Annotated in this window: 14 protein-coding genes; 3 read left to right on the plus strand and 11 right to left on the minus strand. The window is 34.0% G+C overall.

Annotated features, from left to right (window positions below):
• The 11 genes from A3223_RS06735 to ccoG all read right to left on the minus strand — a co-directional run.
• Positions 1-2,782 (minus strand): hypothetical protein (locus A3223_RS06735; RefSeq protein WP_084109672.1); only part of this gene is annotated, 2,782 nt, incomplete at its 3' end.
• A gap of 2 nt (positions 2,783-2,784) precedes the next feature.
• Positions 2,785-6,282, minus strand: a complete 3,498-nt coding sequence (locus tag A3223_RS06740; protein WP_084109673.1) for an Mbeg1-like protein — start codon at positions 6,280-6,282, stop codon at positions 2,785-2,787.
• A complete protein-coding gene (locus tag A3223_RS06745; protein WP_084109674.1) occupies positions 6,283-6,912 on the minus strand; it encodes a tRNA 2-selenouridine synthase in 630 nt (209 codons plus the stop codon).
• 147 nt (positions 6,913-7,059) lie between these two features.
• Positions 7,060-7,197, minus strand: a complete 138-nt coding sequence (locus A3223_RS06750) for a diadenosine tetraphosphate hydrolase (RefSeq protein ID WP_084109675.1) — start codon at positions 7,195-7,197, stop codon at positions 7,060-7,062.
• Positions 7,198-7,920, minus strand: coding sequence for a tRNA 2-selenouridine synthase (locus tag A3223_RS06755; protein WP_257639269.1), 723 nt, complete (start codon positions 7,918-7,920; stop codon positions 7,198-7,200).
• Positions 7,921-7,947: 27 nt separating this feature from the next.
• A complete protein-coding gene (locus tag A3223_RS06760; protein WP_021090435.1) occupies positions 7,948-8,175 on the minus strand; it encodes a hypothetical protein in 228 nt (75 codons plus the stop codon).
• Between the two features lie 16 nt (positions 8,176-8,191).
• Positions 8,192-9,574, minus strand: coding sequence for an efflux transporter outer membrane subunit (locus tag A3223_RS06765; protein ID WP_084109676.1), 1,383 nt, complete (start codon positions 9,572-9,574; stop codon positions 8,192-8,194).
• Entirely contained in the window at positions 9,564-12,689 is a 3,126-nt protein-coding gene (locus A3223_RS06770; RefSeq protein ID WP_084109677.1) for an efflux RND transporter permease subunit, read from the minus strand. Before A3223_RS06770 ends, A3223_RS06765 begins: the two co-directional genes overlap by 11 nt.
• Before the next feature lie 10 nt (positions 12,690-12,699).
• Complete coding sequence (locus A3223_RS06775; protein ID WP_084109678.1) at positions 12,700-13,860, minus strand: efflux RND transporter periplasmic adaptor subunit; 1,161 nt, start codon at positions 13,858-13,860, stop codon at positions 12,700-12,702.
• 108 nt (positions 13,861-13,968) lie between these two features.
• Positions 13,969-14,595 carry a TetR/AcrR family transcriptional regulator gene (locus tag A3223_RS06780; RefSeq protein ID WP_084109679.1) on the minus strand — a complete coding sequence of 209 codons (627 nt, stop codon included), beginning with the start codon at positions 14,593-14,595 and terminating at the stop codon, positions 13,969-13,971.
• A gap of 30 nt (positions 14,596-14,625) precedes the next feature.
• Positions 14,626-15,954, minus strand: coding sequence for a cytochrome c oxidase accessory protein CcoG (ccoG, locus tag A3223_RS06785; protein WP_084109680.1), 1,329 nt, complete (start codon positions 15,952-15,954; stop codon positions 14,626-14,628).
• 138 nt (positions 15,955-16,092) lie between these two features.
• Here ccoG and rpsU point away from each other — a divergent pair, with 138 nt between their 5' ends.
• The 3 genes from rpsU (at position 16,093) to A3223_RS06800 (ending at position 17,655) form a co-directional block, all read left to right on the plus strand.
• Positions 16,093-16,305 (plus strand): 30S ribosomal protein S21, encoded by a 213-nt coding sequence (rpsU, locus tag A3223_RS06790; RefSeq protein ID WP_009294994.1) that lies wholly within the window; start codon positions 16,093-16,095, stop codon positions 16,303-16,305.
• Positions 16,306-16,408: 103 nt separating this feature from the next.
• Positions 16,409-17,041 carry a DNA-binding protein gene (locus A3223_RS06795; RefSeq protein ID WP_084109681.1) on the plus strand — a complete coding sequence of 211 codons (633 nt, stop codon included), beginning with the start codon at positions 16,409-16,411 and terminating at the stop codon, positions 17,039-17,041.
• Positions 17,038-17,655 (plus strand): UPF0323 family lipoprotein, encoded by a 618-nt coding sequence (locus A3223_RS06800; RefSeq protein ID WP_084109682.1) that lies wholly within the window; start codon positions 17,038-17,040, stop codon positions 17,653-17,655. The genes A3223_RS06795 and A3223_RS06800 overlap by 4 nt, the downstream gene beginning before the upstream one ends.

The raw sequence follows: 17,655 nt of genomic DNA on the forward strand, positions 1-17,655 counted from the left end.
TTAGGAGACGAAGTTTTACAGAGTTAATAGCCTGTTTAAGCAGATTTCCTTTTGATTTCCTTAGGATTTCAACATTTGTTTTAGAATTTGTTACATACTTTATAAATTTATCCACATTTTCAGTATTATTCATAGTAAATAACTGTCTTACAATGTTTAATACACCAAGCTCATCAAGAAGCTCATCTGTTGCCTCTTTTTTATTTGGATCAAATATAAATGAACCAATAGAATTATAAATTTTTGATTGACCATCTTCACTAAAGTACTCTGCAAAAGGAAATAGCCCTTCTATGGCAGTTTTTACTATAAGCGTTGGAGCTTCCTTCTTCATATCTTTTTCTATGGTTTCATAAGGGATATCTTGCATGTTTAAAGTCTTTTTCAAGATAGCATCGTCCTTTTTCCAACAATCCTCTATCTCTTTTGCTTGTTTATCAAGTAGCTCTTCTATCTGCTTTTGCTCCTTTAGCCCTAAGATAGAAGTGTCTATGATTTCATGCTTATTCTCATTATTTGCTTTTAAGAGCTCTTCCACACTTGCTACGTTACCTTTTTTTGAGTATTCCATATAGTCTCTTAATTCTTCGATGCAAATATATTCACCAACATTTGCATTTATACTATCTTTGTAAAAAAACAAAGCTTGCTCTTTTTCGCCAAGTCTTATTGTTGCGTTTTTATGGATAACCTTTATCTTTTTTTCTGCTATCTCTATATATTCCCCATCATTACTAACAGATTTCTTTACTAGGTCTCCTGGGTAGCTTTTAGTTATTATAAAGTAAGCCACGGCAATAGAGAGCACTTCTGTTAAAGAGTAGTGGTCTTTTGGCATACGATCGATTATTTCACTTGTAAGTTCTTTAGCATCTCCTATATTCATTTCATCTTCGTATTTTTTCATATTAACCATATCATCTACACTAGGATAGTTTGGGTCAAAACTTCTTTCAGAAACATTTTTATTTATCTTTTCAAAAATATCTTTAAAAGTTAGAGTGACCTTATCCATATAAGCTTTTTCATTTTCTTTTATCTTCTCCATATCGTTTGGCTGCTTAGCATAAGCATTTATATGTACAAAATTCACATTATAAAGCTCGTCATTTTTTAGTTGATCTGGTACATATGCAAAAGAAGTTTTGTTTGCTTTTTTATCACTTGCCTTTTTTCTCTCTATAATATTGTCTATATAATTCTTATCTATCCTTGCAAATGGGGATAAATTTAAAACAAGAGTTGATTTGTTGTTGCCTTTATTTATATCTATACTATATTGGCTATAGTCTTTAACAGGTTCTAGGGTTTTTATGTCAGTAAATTTTTGTTTTACTACACTACCATTGTTTGATCTATTTATTCCGTCTTTTATCTCTTGATCCAAGCTTTTGCTTACAACTTCCTCTCTTAATCCTGCACTTGATCTAAAAGGGGAGTTTGAAAGAACGATATAGTTTTTATTTAAATTTGAAAAGTCTTTGCTATTCATTTCATCATTTATAGATGTGCCATTTTTGTCAGACTTATCTGATATTAGATTGGCTAGTTTTACAGAGTTGAAATTTGAAGCGCAGATGAAATTTAGATTTGCATTTGTACTTTTTATCTCATCTTTTAATCTACTAAATAAGGTATCATCACTTGAGCCAAATCCTAAGTTTTTATTTATGATATCGTAAGAGCAAATATCTTTAGTATATTCAAACACTGATACATCATCTAAATATCCATATACGCTATATCCTTCATCTGCATTGCAGTTTATCTCCTTTGCGACTGAATTAATCTGAAAAGGAATATAGTCTAAATTTAAATGTGTAAAGTCTATAAAAAAACCAGCCTTAGAATTCTTATCACTTTTGAATACCAAGACATTGCAATTTGAGTTTATATTTAAGGTATTTATAATAGAAGCAAACCTAGATGTAAAAAATCTTAGTATAGGCAAAGATACTCCATAAAACGCTTTATTGTCATGATACTTATATACTTCAGTGGAAAAATTAATAAGTTCCCAAGCAACAGTACCCCATCCCATTAATTTTTTACCCACTGATTTTGCGCCTGACAAATCAACAAGGCTTAATATAGAAAGTATGAACTGCTTTATAATAAATTCTCCATCATCCTCGTTTAGATCTTTTAAATTTTTATCTAGCTCATCAAAACACTCTTTGACGCTTCTTTCAAATTTAGTTTCGTTTAACTCCTCATTAGACATTAAAGGCTTGGCATCATTTATTAGATCGTCTTTTAAAGTACTTAAACACTCTCTTAAAATATCTTTGCTTTTGTTGTAATAAGATATTATAAATTCAAACATTTCTGCAAAATTTTCTACTGGTCTAGCTTGATATTCTCTTCCTGGACCATACTTTATTTTTTCTGTTCTAATTTTTATAGGATCGATCTTTTCCTTTAAATTTACAAAGAATTTATCAACTGCACTCTTTTTATGAACTACTTTTACTGGAATTCCTCTATATTTAAATTCTCTTGTTCTACTTAGATTTCTATCCTTAAAGCTCTCTTTATCTATATAAAAGTCAGTCACGATAGATATTGTCCTATCTTCTTTAGAAAAAAATTCTTTCCAAGAACGAGAATTTAGAAATGTTGATAGTTCATTTCTTATTAAGACTGCCATACTGCCAAAGTAGTTTGACTCAAGAGAATTTAAACTAGACGTATAAAGCGTCACGCTCTTTGCATCAGCCATATACTCTTTTATCTTTTTTAAACTCTCTTCGCAAGAGTAGGTTATATTTATATCATTCATCGTTATGCCACCACTACTGTTTTAATTATATTTATATCATCGCTATATTCACTATCTAACCCACAAGCAAATTTCATACATACTGTTTTTGCCTTACTTGGCGTAATATAGATAAGATTGTTATCGTCGCTAATATCATCTACAAACTGAAAAAATCCTATTCCACTCTTAGGAAGCGTCATGTCTTTATAGATAGGTTCAGTATATTTAGGGGTAATAAAAATAAAATTTTTATCCATAAGCGAGTATTTGAAGTTAAATGATGAGATGCTAAATTTATCATCTCTAAATCGGGCCTTTAGATACTCTTTTAGCTTCTTATCTTTTATATCAGAGCCTTCATCTAAATTTAGCTCCATTTCTTTAAATCCCTCTTGGTTTTTATATTCCACATCATTTAGCTTATATATACAAACAGCAAGATTATCTGTTTGATTAAGGGCTGATTTTATATGAAGCCTTATGTAGGCATTATTTAAATTTATATCTTTTATTATTTCGCTACTATCTTGCATACTAGGATTACTTAAACTATGCTCTAGTTTTAGTTTATTCTCTTTTTTTATGCACCTTAGCGAAGAGCCCGTGTTGCTTAGGCAGTTTGGCACTAGATCTTGCATTACAGCGTAGTGATCATTCATGCTTTTTAGACTAAGTGCTGATCTTGGTACATAAGCTACTATGACGCATGGAATCCTAGCCGAGCAGCCTACTATCGGCGAGTTTATAAAATCAACATCGAGTATCACGCCTTGATCGTCTGATCTTATGCTCCTGCCTACCCTACTTTTTAAGATCACATGACCGCCATGTGGGCAAATGATAGTGTCATCCTCTATGACAGGGCATGAAGTCGCAGTGGATGAAATTTCTTTAGATTGATTATCTTTTTGTAAATTTTGCCTTTGATTTAAATTTGAAAGAGCCTCTTTAGTCTTTTTGTTCATTGGTTTTAGATCGATATTTAGACTCTTATTTAATAGTGAATAATTTAATATATTTGCTTGAGAATTTCTATAAGCAACATTTAGCCTTCCTATATCTTTATCCTCATCTCTTGGCTGATGAGTAAAATTTAGAGGTATATTCTCATCACTATTATATTTTTCGTCTTTAAAATAAAGTGGATAATCCTCCTCTTCATTGGCTTTAGACAAAAGGGCAGAGTTTAGATATATTCTTTGATTCATATTTTTACTATCTAGCTTAAATATCTCCTTTAATACCTCAACATCGACTATACTTTTATCCACTGCACTTACACTAAGGGTATCGTTGTTTTTATAAAAGATACTTCCCACGCTCTCATTCATAAGAGCTTTTATATCATCGGTTGCTACTTTATTGTTGTAAGCCACATCATCATTATTTTGAGCGGATTTATTATTAGCTATTACTATGGCTTCATCGCTAGAGCTTATATCCTTGGAGTCTATGCTGGCCAAGAAATTTTCATTTTCTTTTAGCTTTGCTAGATCCGCATATTTTAGATTTATTATGCTCTTTAGCATATCTATTCTATCTTTTACGAAGATGCTAGCCTCTGCTATATCTACTCTGTTATCTCGTAGTATCGTTATATTTTTATAGATGTTTTTGTTATAAGAGAAGTATTTACCAAGCTCATTTACATCTATCTTTTTTTCAAATACAAATAAATTCAAAGCACAAATAGCCACTAGCATATCTATATCACCAGCTCTAGCATCACTTACTATCTTTGTCGCATCTAGTTTATCTAGATCATCTATATCTAGTATCTTTACTAGATGTGCTTCTTTGTTGGTATTTTTATCTATGTTGCTGCCTAAATTTTCTATTATATACCCGACCATATCTTGCTTGAAATTTTCATCACTAAATTTGCCATATTCATAAAAGAGATTTAAATAAGCATAAAAGATATATAAAGGCGCATCTAGCATAGAAGCATCACATATATCATCTATATTTACATCTAAATTTAACTTCGATCTTATACATTTTAGTTTAAATTTAAGCGACTGGATATATTCATTTAGATAATCAAGTGCTTCAGCTATATCTTTACCCTCTATCTTGGCTTCATTTTCTTTGTTTTCCAAGAGATAACACAACATATATAAAATCAAAACGCTCTCTTTTAAAAAGTGAGATCTAATTAATATATTCACCAAGTGTCTATTCTCAGTATTTTCATACTTTACTTCGCCAGTTGTATCTATGCCTAGCTTATAGCCTAGATCAGATATGACCGAAAAGGTAGGTTCTATCAAAACAGCTACATCTTTCGAAAAGCTATCTTCATCTCTATTGATACTTTGTTTAACGCTCTCTACGTGATGTATCTCTATGTCTATATCTTTTTCTTTGCTAGCTTTATTTATATTAGAGCTCACCTTTTTATCTGCAAGAGTCTTTTGAGCTTGTTCATTATTTTTAACTACATCTACGTATTCATCTACGCTACTCTTATCATCCTTAAAGCCAAACATCCCTTTTATCTTATTAAAGACCGAGCCTACCATCTTTCCTATAAAGCCATCTTTGTCTATGACCCTTGCTATCCATCTTGCACCTTTTGCTATGGCTTTAGCCACAAAGCTAAGAAGCCTTAAGCTCCAAGTAAAAGCTGAAGCTAATATACCACCATAAATTCCTGGAGCGTTATAAGTATAAAGTTCTTTCACTCCGCTATCTTTAAAGGTTACTGCATATATTTGAGCTAGATGACCACCTAATGAGTGACCTGATAAAATGATGTCTTTGGCGGTGTTATCTAAACCACTTAAGTTTTGACTATGAGAATTTATAGCTTCTTGCATAGAGGATTGAAGTGATTTTAAAGCAGATATTTGCATAAGCGCTCTTGATGTGATAGCCATAAAGGCATCATCTAAGAGATCGTTTATTTTCATCTCTGTTCCTCTAAAGCCTATGATATAGTTTGACTTAAGCGTGTCATAAAATATAGTTGAGCTAAAACCTGATTTTTGATTAGGTATGTGCTTTACTAGCTCATAGCGATTAACAAAGAGTTTCGTGCGAGGGGAGAGGGATTCGGGTTTATAAAAGATATAGGGTGGCTGATCTGGTACCAAAGCTATAAAATTTTTTACATCATTTTTGAGTTCAGTATCTTTTGTTTCTCCATTTGCTCCAACCGGCTTCTTTACTATTTTATCTGCCATAAATCTTGCTTCTATACAAAGAGCATAAGCGGTAGGATCTCCTACTTTTTTTACCACATTTCCATCTTTGTCTTGGATATCACCATTTAAAATATCACCTTTTCTTATATTATCTTTATATCTCCAAACAGGCTTTTTTATTTCATCTTCTCTATAAGAATTTACGATATTTTCAGGGACATTATCTTTACCAAATTTATCATAAAGCTCATCAAGTCCATTTCTTTCATTCTCAAATACATTATGAAGCATTGCATAACTTGCATCAGCTATATCAATATAGTCTTTAAAGCAATTTATTAGCTCTTTATTTGATTTTTTAGTTAGCACTTACTTGTCCTTGTTTGCTTTTATGAATTTGTTGTTTATTAGAATAAATTTGTTTCCACCGCTTACTGGAACTATACTTTTTTTACTAAAGCTTATTCCCATTCCTTCATCTCCAAATAAGCCATATTTAGTGCTATATGTTTCATAATAAACATCTATGCTTATAGGAACTATTTCTCCATTATCATTTATATATAATTTTCCTAAATCTAAATATGGTTTTTCTTTGTTAAAATTTTCTAAACCTATAAACTCAATTATTTTATTTATATAGACTTCAGAGATTTTAGCTTTTTTGCCAGTTTGGTTTTCATAATCTATCCATCGAGTGTAGTATTTTTTGCCATTTGAGAGGGTTTGAGGGAATTTTTCATCTACCAACTTTGTATTTACAGCATAAAGACCGCCACCTAAATCTCTACCTTTTGTATTTTTTCTTAGCTCTTTTCTTTCAGCTTCTCTTCTCTCTATCTCATCAACAAATTTTTGATTAAATATATATACTCCACCATATTGTTTAGCTAAATTTTCTAGTTCAGAGTTACTTATCTTTTTATTTGCTTGATTAGCTGAGCAAGCTATTAAGAATATACTTGTTAGAAGTAAGAGTGTTATTGCTAGAAATTTCATTGATTATCCTTTTATGTTTGAAATTTTAGTTTGGATATTTTATTGTTATTGTATTTATAATATTATTAATTTATTATGTGCTGTTTGGGGTTTATTAAAATTTATTATGCAGATAAAAATTTATTTCGGGTATTTTCATAGATTAGTTTATTTACCATAAAGCTCATCAAGTCCATTTCTTTCATTCTCAAATACATTATGAAGCATTGCATAACTTGCATCAGCTATATCAATATAGTCTTTAAAGCAATTTATTAGCTCTTTATTTGATTTTTTAGTTAGCACTTACTTGTCCTTGTTTGCTTTTATGAATTTGTTGTTTATTAAGTAAAAAATATTATCTCCTGATTTTGTACCAAAAGACTCTTTGGTAAATGATACACCTCTACCTTCATCACCAAATAGTCCATATTTGGTTTCAATATAAGTATATGAAAGATATATTTTTATAACTCTCATCTCTTTTCCATCAAAATATATATATTTAGGATAAATTCTAGGTTCTTCTTTTAAAAAATCATCTCCAATAAATTCTTTTATCTTATTTATATAAAATTCTGGTACTTCTGCTTTTTTACCAGTATCTCTTTCATAATCTATCCAGCGAGTGTAGTATTTTTTACCATTTGAGAGGGTTTGAGGGAATTTTTGATTTACCAAGGTCATATCTACATCATATATCGTTATAAATTTATCACCTTGTTTTATCTTTCTAGGATTAGATCTTATTTTATCACCTAAATTTTTGGCTAGCTCTTCTCTTTCTCTTTCTATTCTCTCTATCTCTTTCTCAAATTTCTCATCAAATATATATACTCCACCATATTGTTTAGCTAAGTTTTCTAGTTCAGAATTGCTTATCTTTTTATTTGCTTGATTAGCTGAGCAAGCTATTAAAAATATACTTGTTAGAAGTAGTAATATAAATGCGGTAAATTTCATAAATAAATTTTTAAAATAAACAATCAAAAATCTAAGAATTTCACATAATGAAGTCAAGAAGTTCATCTAAGGATTTTATCCTTAGATGAAAGATTAAGATTTTTTGATCGCTCTAATAGGAATAACAAATATTGCTGCGATCACATAAAAAGCAATACAAAAAACAGCCGCCATCATAAATATCTCGCCGATATCATAAAAGCTTGACTCAAGCCTAAATGTATCCACGTAATTTATCGCAAACCATAATGCTACGCCAAGAGCGATAGCAAAAACGAAAAATCCCCAAGAAAACAAGAAATTTAATATCTTAGTTCCCAATTTCTCTCCTTTTTAATTATTTTTCTAACTTAAAACCACCACCAAAAGCTCTATAAACTTCGACTGCACTATCGACCTCATCAAGCTTTGCAGAGACATCTTGTAATTTTGCTTGAAGCAAATTTCTCTCTGCATCAAGAAGCTCCAAATGTCCAATGTAGCCAGCATCATATTGCTCTTTAGCAAGCGAGTAAATTCTTTGTTGGGATTTTAGCAAATTTTTCACTTGTTCCAAAGAAATTTTTGCATTTTGCCTTGAAGCAAGCGCATCTCTTACTTCGCCAAGAGCCGATTTTACCGCTGCTTCATAATTAACAGCGGCAATTTGTTCATTTGCTTTAGCCACTGAGACATTATTTTTTGTCCTACCAAAATCAAAAATTTTCTGTGCTAAAGAGCCGCCTATGCTCCATGTATTGGCATTTCCAACAAAGATATTTTCAAAATCAATACTTGAAAAGCCAAAAAGTCCAGTCAGTGAAATGCTTGGAAAATACTCAGCCTTTGCAACACCAACAAGAGCATTTGTAGATTTTAGATCAGCCAGTGCCTTTGCCACGTCGCTCCTTCTTAGCAAAATTTCAGAGCTAATGCCAGCACTTATCTCTGGAGAAGCTGGTAAATTTTGCGAGCTAGCAACAGCTCCACCTAAAATTTCATTATTACTTTTACCAGTCAAGATAGCTAGTGAGGTGATAGCTTTTGACTTTGCATTTAATATAGAAGTAAGATTGGTCTTAGCGCTTTCTACTGCTGCCTTACTTTGCAAATAAGTCATCTCGTTTATGCTTCCAAGATCAAGCTGTGTTTTACGAAGTGCTAGCGTGTCTTCATAGGTTTTTAAAGTCTCTCTTAGCACAGCTTCTTGCATATTTAATGAAACTAATGCAAAGTAGCTTTTTGCAACATTTGAGCTGATACTTAGTCTCGCGCTACCATAGTCAAATTTGGTTGCATTTAGGCTTTCTTCAGCTGCTGCTACATTATTTCTTACTCTACCCCAAAGATCAATCTCATAATTTAATCCCAAATTTATATCTGATTTTCTATAACGAGTTTGTGGTTGTTTAGTATATGTTTCGCCACTACTTTTTGCTTTGGTATATCCTACATTTAAATTTATACCAGGAAGCAAGTCTGCCTCAGCTACGCCAAGGCTTGCTTTTGCTTTCTCTAAATTTAAATAAGCAACACGTAAATTTGTATTTTTCTCAAGTGCATTTTCAACTAGAGAATTTAAATTTTCATCGTTAAATTCTCTCCACCAAAGATCCCTTATATCACTTGTCTCATAAGTGTAGGTAGATGTGAAATTTGTATCTACATTTGGCATATCTGGACGAAATGAGCAACCAGCTAAAAACGCCGCCGTTATAAGTATAAACGCCTTATTTTTCATCTTTTTTTGCTCCCTTTTTCCAGTATTTCTCATTTAAATTTTCAAGCAAATAGTAAAACATTGGCACGAAAAATATAGCTATCGTCGTAGAAGCGATCATGCCACCAACCACGCCAGTTCCTAGTGAGTGGCGAGAAGCTGCACCAGCACCTGTGCTTATAACCATCGGGAAGACGCCAAGTGTAAATGCAATTGAGGTCATTACGATAGGCCTAAAGCGAAGTCTAGCTGCATTTATCGCTGAGTCAAATATACTCTTACCGCTATCACGCTCTTGCATTGCAAACTCTACGATCAAAATGGCATTTTTGGCCGCCAGACCGATGAGTAGCAAGAGTCCGATCTCAAAGTAGATATCATTTGTCAGCCCTCTTATCCAAACTGCTAGCAACGAGCCAAATACCGCAAATGGCACGGCAGTGATGACCGCAAGTGGGATGAGCCATCTCTCGTACTGAGCGGCAAGGATCAAAAAGACAAAGATCATACCAAAGATAAAGGCAACTGTGCCTGTTCCTTGAGAATTTACCTCTTGATACGCCGTTCCCGCCCAACTTATAGCGTAGTCCTCGCTACTTAGCATGTCATTTACGACCTCTTGGATCGCTCTGATCGCATCGCCTGACGTGTAGCCAGGTTTTGGATCGCCCATGATCTTAGCTGATGGAAAGAGGTTAAATCTATCAACAATGTCAGGTCCAATCGTTCTTGTAAGTGTTGCTACTGAATTTAGTGGCACCATGCCGCCATCATATGAGCGGACGAAAATTTTTCTTAGATCCTCAGGATTATTTCTAAAACTTTCCTCAGCTCTTGCATATACTCGGTAAGATTTACCAGCAAGATTGAAGTCATTTATATAGTAAGAGCCAAAAGTAGCTGCTACCGTGCTAAAAATTTCGCTCTCACTTACACCAAATAATTTAGCTTTTTCTTTATCAACTGTTATCTTAAACTGACGATAATTTGTCTCAAGCGTGGTTCTGACATTTGTTAGTTCAGGCCTTGCATTGGCTATTGCTGATACTTTTCTAGCGTCTGCTTCTATCTCATTGTAACTCTTGCCGCTTTTATTTTGTAGATACATCTCAAAGCCACCAGTCATTGATAGACCCATAATAGGCGGTAAATTTACAACAAATGTCATTGAGTTTTTTGAGCCCCAAAGCATACCATTAAACTGGCCAGCTAATGTATCAGCTCCATTATTAACGCCTTTTCTCTCACTCCAATCTTTTAGCTTTATAAAGCTAACGGCTGAATTTTCCCTAAGCGAGCTAGCTAGTATGTCATAACCTGCAAAAGCCATAGTGAACTCAACATTTGGATTGCTTAAAATGGCGTTACTAATCGAGACTACTTCTTCTTTTGTCTTTAGCATATTTGTTGAAGGTGGAAGTGAGGTGATAACCATTAAAGCACCCTTGTCCTCTGAAGGCACAAGCCCTTTTGGCACAGCATCAAATAGCTTATAAGTGGCAAATCCTAAAATACCAATTACAATAAAGCTAATAATAATATGCCTTAAAATTTTAGCCACTCCGGCCGTAAAGAGTCTAGTGCTAAAATCAAAGAAGTCGTTAAATTTCTGAACTATCCAAAATGGCTTGCTCTCTTGCTTCTTAAGCATAACCGCACAAAGCGCTGGCGTAAGAGTAAGAGCGACAAAGCCTGAGATACAAACAGAAACAACAAGTGTTAGAGCAAACTGCTTTTGTATAACGCCAACAAAGCCCTCCATAAATGAAACTGGCACGAAAACCGCGCAAAGCACGAGTACGATAGAGATAACTGGAGTTTGCACCTCCTCCATCGCCTTAAATGTCGCATCTTTTACACTTATGTCTTTATCTTCATGTAAAATTCTCTCGACATTTTCTATAACGATGATCGCGTCATCCACGACGATACCGATGGCAAGAACTAAGGCAAAAAGTGTAATCAAATTTATACTAAAACCCATCACATAAAGTCCGCCAAATGTACCTATGATAGATACTGGCACGGCAAGCATCGGAATGATAGTCGCGCGAAAACTTTTTAAGAAAAAGTACATTACGATTAAGACGAGTACCATCGCTTCAATGAAAGTTTTTATAACCTCATCAATTGAAACATCTATAAATTCTGTTGGATTGTAAGCTATGGTGTGCTCTAGTCCAACAGGATAAGTTTTCTTTAGCTCGTTAAGCTTTTCTTTTACAGCATTTGCGGTAGCAAGAGCATTCGCATCGTTTTGTAAAAATAGCAAAAGAGGAATAGCTGGTTTGCCGTTTAACATCGCGTCGTTAGCATAGCTAGCTGCCCCAAGCTCTATGGTAGCTACATCTTTTAGCTTCAATACTGATCCATCAGAACTTTTAATTATTATATCGCCAAACTGGGCTACATTTTTAAGACGTCCATCGGTACGAACAGAATAAACATAAGGATTACCACCATCCGATGGCTGTTCGCCTATCTTGCCAGCAGCGTATTGTGAATTTTGAATTTTTACTTGAGAAATGACGTCACTTGGAGTTAGTTTAAAATGAGCTAGTCTATCTGGCTTTAGCCAAATTCTCATAGAATACTCTTTAGTACCTATCAATACTGTATCACCTATACCACTAACCCTTTTTATCTCATCAGCAATATTTAAATTTACATAGTTATATAGTTCGATCAAATCCATATTTGGATTTGTAAAGCCAACAACCTGAAGGATCGAGCCGCTTCTTTCGCGCACTGTTACGCCCATATTTTGCACTTCTTGAGGCAGTCTTGAAAGGGCAGCTTGCACGCGGTTATTTACATCGATCGTAGCTTGTTTTGACGATGAGCCGATCTTAAAATATACGCTTATATTCATCGTACCTGCTGAGCTTGATGTGCTTTGCATATAAAGCATATTTTCAACGCCATTTATCTGATCTTCGATCGCACTTGCGACTGAATCAGCGATAGTCTGCGCATCAGCACCGCTATATGTCGCACTTACAGAGACAGTAGGTGGAGTAAGACTTGGATACTCCTCTATTGGAAGTCCCTTGATACCCATAAAACCTGCTATAACTATAATGATAGATATAACAGTCGCAAATATCGGGCGGTTTATGAAAAATCTTGAAAACATCTATCTGCCTTTACTTGCTACTTGTAGCGTTTGCATCTTTGCCGTTTATAAATTCCGCACTTAGGTCTTTATCAGTTTCAACTGGTGCACCAACTCCTATTTTAAGGAAGTTATTAACAATTATCTTATCACCCTCTTCAAGACCTTCAGTGACTGCTACCATATTTTTTGTTTGATATCCTGTTTTTACATTTTTTTGGCTTACTTTGCCATCTTTTACAACTAAAACATAAGAGTTTGTAGCACTTTGTTGAAGGGCAACTTGTGGGATGTTAAAGGCATTTTTTTGAACAAATCCACTCATCTTTATATGACCAAACGCACCTGGTAAAATTTTACCCTCGCTATTATCAAAGCTAGCCTTTGCTAAAACGCTGCCAGTCGCGGTATTTACGACACTATCTATAAAATTTACTTTACCATTAAAATTTTCGCCATTGACACTTAACACAGTGTCACTATTTAGCTGTTGCCATGAGCCGTTATCCAAATTTGTCTTTCTAGTTAGATTATCCACATCGGCGATATAAAATTCTGCTTCAATAGGATTTATTTTTGTAAGTCTTACAAGCTTTGTTTGGTTTGCTATGACAAGCGAGCCAACATCTACTTGGTTATCACCCACTACGCCGTCAAATGGCGCTGTGATAGTCGTGTAGCCAAGGTCGATTTTCGCATTTTTTAAATTTGCTTTTGCGCTTACTAAATTCGCATTTGCAATGTCATAGGCTGCAACTGCTGCGTCATAGTCTTTTTGAGAGACTGCATTTTTCTTATAAAGGGCAGAAATTCTTTTAAACTCGGTCTCGGCATTTTTCAAATTTGCATTTGCTACACCAACAGAGGCATCAAGTGAGTCAAAGCTTGCTTGATATTTTTCTGGATCTATTAAAAATAACTTATCGCCTGCTTTTACTTTGCTTCCCGGCTTAAAAAACTGCTTTATGATAGTTCCGCCAACTTTTGGATAGATAATAACATCTTGACTACTTGCAACCGTTGCGGTGTAATCGAAACTAATAGGTATGTCTGTTTTTTGTGCGGTAAAAATATCCACATGAGATAGTGGCATCTGGTGACCTGCTGCCGCTTTATTCTCTTTATTTTCAAAACAACCACTTAGAAATAAAACTGCAACCGAAAGCACAAGAACACTCTTAAAATTTGCCATAAAAACCTCTCTTAATTTTAAATTTTAATATCATATTTAGTTTTTGTAATAATTGTTACAAAAATTTAAAGTTCTCGATTCTATTAGAAAACAAATAAAAAGTCAATTTTATTTTTTACTAACTCCATTCAAAAACAACTCAACACACAAGCTAATATGCTTTTTACGCTCTTTTTCACTAAGCTTTGGTTCTTCATTTATCAAAAGCGAATCGTAGTAATAAGCCCCGATCACGCTTTGTATAAAGTACTTTGCAGCAAATTTGGCTGAAAATTTTGAATCAAGTTTGGCTTTTACCTCATCTCTTTCAAAGAAATTTATAAGCACAAGATCGATCTTTTTTAAAATTTGATCCAAAAACGTCTTACCAAGTTTGCCGCCATTTTTAGAACCCTCACTCATCATTATCCTACCAAGAGAGATATGCCTTTTGCTGCAAACGATAGAAAATATTATGGTTGCAAATTTGGTTAAAAATTCCTCCAAGCTGTGGGAAATTTTAAGATCTATTTTCTCATCGATCTCTTTTATAAGAGCGTCTATCTCTTGCTCGATGATCGCCTCAAAAAGCCCCTCTTTGCTCTCAAAAAATGTGTAAATGCTAGAAAGCGATCCGCCACTTATCGCTACGATATCGCTTAAGCTTGTCTTTTCGTATCCTTTTTCTAAAAATAGCTCAAGCGCTGTTTTTACGATGAGTTCGTATCGTTTTTTGCCTTTTTCTGAGATCGCCATCTTGCTTCCTGTTAAATTTTTGCCATTTTATCATCTTTTAGGATAGATAAAAGTACTTTGCCTTTGCACGCTGATAGCTGGCTCATCGGTGGCATAAGCTTTTATATTTATATGTTTTAAAAGATCTTTATCGCTTAAATTTTTATTTTTTGATTTTAGCGTGACGATGACTCGTTGTTTTGCACCAGCTTTTAATATAAATGGCTTATTTGGACGAGAAATTTCTATATTCTTATCGTCTACTTCAAAGTAAAAGGCATGCTCTTTATTTTGTGTGTTCTGCACCAAAAATACGTACGAATTTTCGACTTCATTTTCGCCTAGAATTTTATAAAGCTCGCTTGTTCTATTTATGTTTAAAAGCATACTTTCTTTTTTGCCACCCATCAATACCCCAGCTGTTAAGACAATGCCCAAAATGACGAGATAAGCAACCGTTCTAAAGCGTAAAATTTTGACTCTTTTTTGCTCTTTTATAGAATTTATACTTCTCCACTCAATAAGTGAACTTTCATAAAAATGCTTCATCACTTTAGCACAAGCATCGCTACACTCTAGACAATTTATACATTCAAGCTGCATACCTTTTCTTATATCAATGTGCGTTGGGCATACTCTTACGCACGCCTCGCAGCCAGTACACAGCGCACCCTCTTCTTCTTTTGGTTTTTTAAATTTCTCTTTTCCGTTATAGATTACGCCGCCTCTTTTTTGGTTGTAAATAACTTGGATCGTATCGTTATCAAACATTACTGACTGCACCCTAGCGTAAGGACAAACATAAATGCAAAAATTTTCTTTTAAAATGATAACATCATAAACTAACCAAATAGCGATAACAAGCCAAAATGCAAACAAAACTCCATGTTCGCTTGGCTCTTTTAAATAAGCAAAAAAATCAAGCGGTGGTACAAAATACCATAAAAAATTTGCCGAAATAACAAGAGCTAAAACACACCAAATCCCCACTGCTAAAGCACGCTTTAAAATTTGTCCTTTTGGCTCATTTTGCTTATTTTGGATATTTTTTCTGATCTTTAAAATTTTAGTTTGCAAAAAGTCACGAAATATCGTTCTAAAAATAGTTTGCGGACAGCTCCAACCGCACCAAACACGCCCTGCAAGTGTCGTTAGAAAAAATATGCTTAAGAACAAAATGATAAATAAAAATGGCAGCAAATAAAGCTCTTGCATATCAAATTTTGTAAAAAATAGATCAACTCTACTTTTATCAAAACTTAGCAAAAAAAGCTGTGCATCATTTATCCTGATAAATGGCAAAATAAAGACAAATAGCGTAATACAGGCGAAAAAAATGTAACGCCTCTTGGCGTAGCTAAGATGAAAATCCTTTGACATAATAAGCCTTTTTTGAAATTTTATGATTATAAAGCTTATGGCATTAAAAGAGTTTTAAAAAAAAATAGTTAAAAGCTTAAATTTATGAAAATTAAACTATACTCACGGCTTATTTTAATCTGAAAGGTGGTGAGGACGTTGCCTGGTATTAAGGTACATCCTAACGAGTCATTTGACGAGGGTTACAGAAAGTTTAAGAAACAAACTGACCGTAACTTAGTAGTAACTGAAGCAAGAGCTAGACGCTTCTTTGAGCCTAAAACTGAGATCCGCAAAAAACAAAAAATTGCAGCTCGCAAGAAAATGCTTAAACGTCTTTATATGCTTAGACGCTACGAGTCAAGACTCTAAAACCAAGACAAAGAGGGCTTTGCTCTCTTTGTTTAACTCTTCTTTTAGCCTTATTTTTTTATAATCAAAGCAATTTTTTTATTTTATTTTAAACGGAAATTCGATGCAAAAGCTAGCTATAAACGAAGCTGCAGAAATTTTAGGCATAACAAAAGAAGCAGTCTATAATAGAATCCGCCGTGGTTCGATAAATACAGTCATTGAAAATGGCACAAAATTTGTCATCCTTGATGAGAAACCAAGTAGCGAAAAAGCCACAAAATCTGCTCCAAAAAGTACAAAAACTAAATCCCAAAATGATGAGTTTGTAAATTATTTGCTAAATGAGTTAAGCGAGTTAAAGAGCTTAAATTTAAACTTGCAAGCTGATAAAGATAGGCTTTTTAAAGAAAAAGAGCAGATGCTAATCGAGCGAAAAAATGAAATTTTGCAAATTTATAAAGATAGAGATGAAAAGCTCATGCAGTTTCTAAATGCCATGCAAAGGCCACTTTTAGCACAAAAAAATGACGATATGCCAAATAACGAAGCGATAGAGGCCGAAATAGAAAATGAGTCAAAATGGATAAATTTAAGTGAATTTTTAAAGGAGCTAAATCTAAAGCCAAAGGCAACGAAAAAAGCCAGTGAAAAGATAATAAAAGCGATACACCACTCAAAATTTATAAAATTTAAACGAGGTGTGATACTTGTTAGAAGACATAAAAATTTAAAAGAGTTGATAGGAGAGATATGAAACACATTAAAAAGATAGCTACTTATGCTGCGGTAGGCGGATTTGGTGCGATCGTTATGGCTGGCCTTGCTGGTTGTGGCAGTAACAATGGCGGTGATGAAAACGCACTAAATGAGGTTGCACAAAAAAATGGTGCCTTTGTCATCATCGAAGAGAGCGCACCTGGCGTTTATAAAATTTTAGAAGAGTATCCAAGTACTGAAACTAGAGTCGTGTTAAAAGATATAAACGGTACTGAGCGTGTGCTAAGCAAAGACGAGATCGATAAGCTCCTAGCTCAAGCAAACGCAAATATCGACAATGGCACTTCAAATTTAACAAAAACTAGCGACACACAGCTAAGTAGCGGCGGTCTAAGCCTTGGTGAGACGATACTTGCCTCAGCTGCTGGTGCGATACTTGGTAGCTGGATAGGTAGCAAGCTTTTTGGAAATCAAAATTTCCAAGCTACTCGTCAAAATTCTTACAAAAATCCAAGCGCATACACAAGAAGCGTTGATAGCTTTAATAAGCAAAAAGCAGCAAATTCTGCCGCAAGAAGTAGTGGTGGTAAGAGTGGATTTTTCGGTGGTGGATCAAAATCAAGCTCTAGCTCATCAAGCTTTGGAGGCTAA

It is taken from the genome of Campylobacter concisus (assembly GCF_002092855.1).
Classification (GTDB): Bacteria; Campylobacterota; Campylobacteria; order Campylobacterales; family Campylobacteraceae; genus Campylobacter_A; species Campylobacter_A concisus_AI.

Excerpts from the sequence above, each read along its gene's own strand:
- A3223_RS06745 (WP_084109674.1), bottom strand. The coding sequence starts at position 6,912 with ATGAAATTTCTAGCAATAACACTCTTACTTCTAACAAGTATATTCTTA.
- A3223_RS06755 (WP_257639269.1), bottom strand. The coding sequence starts at position 7,920 with ATGAACTTCTTGACTTCATTATGTGAAATTCTTAGATTTTTGATTGTT.
- A3223_RS06765 (WP_084109676.1), bottom strand. The coding sequence starts at position 9,574 with ATGAAAAATAAGGCGTTTATACTTATAACGGCGGCGTTTTTAGCTGGT.
- A3223_RS06770 (WP_084109677.1), bottom strand. The coding sequence starts at position 12,689 with ATGTTTTCAAGATTTTTCATAAACCGCCCGATATTTGCGACTGTTATA.
- A3223_RS06775 (WP_084109678.1), bottom strand. The coding sequence starts at position 13,860 with ATGGCAAATTTTAAGAGTGTTCTTGTGCTTTCGGTTGCAGTTTTATTT.
- A3223_RS06780 (WP_084109679.1), bottom strand. The coding sequence starts at position 14,595 with ATGGCGATCTCAGAAAAAGGCAAAAAACGATACGAACTCATCGTAAAA.
- ccoG (WP_084109680.1), bottom strand. The coding sequence starts at position 15,954 with ATGTCAAAGGATTTTCATCTTAGCTACGCCAAGAGGCGTTACATTTTT.
- A3223_RS06795 (WP_084109681.1), top strand. The coding sequence starts at position 16,409 with ATGCAAAAGCTAGCTATAAACGAAGCTGCAGAAATTTTAGGCATAACA.
- A3223_RS06800 (WP_084109682.1), top strand. The coding sequence starts at position 17,038 with ATGAAACACATTAAAAAGATAGCTACTTATGCTGCGGTAGGCGGATTT.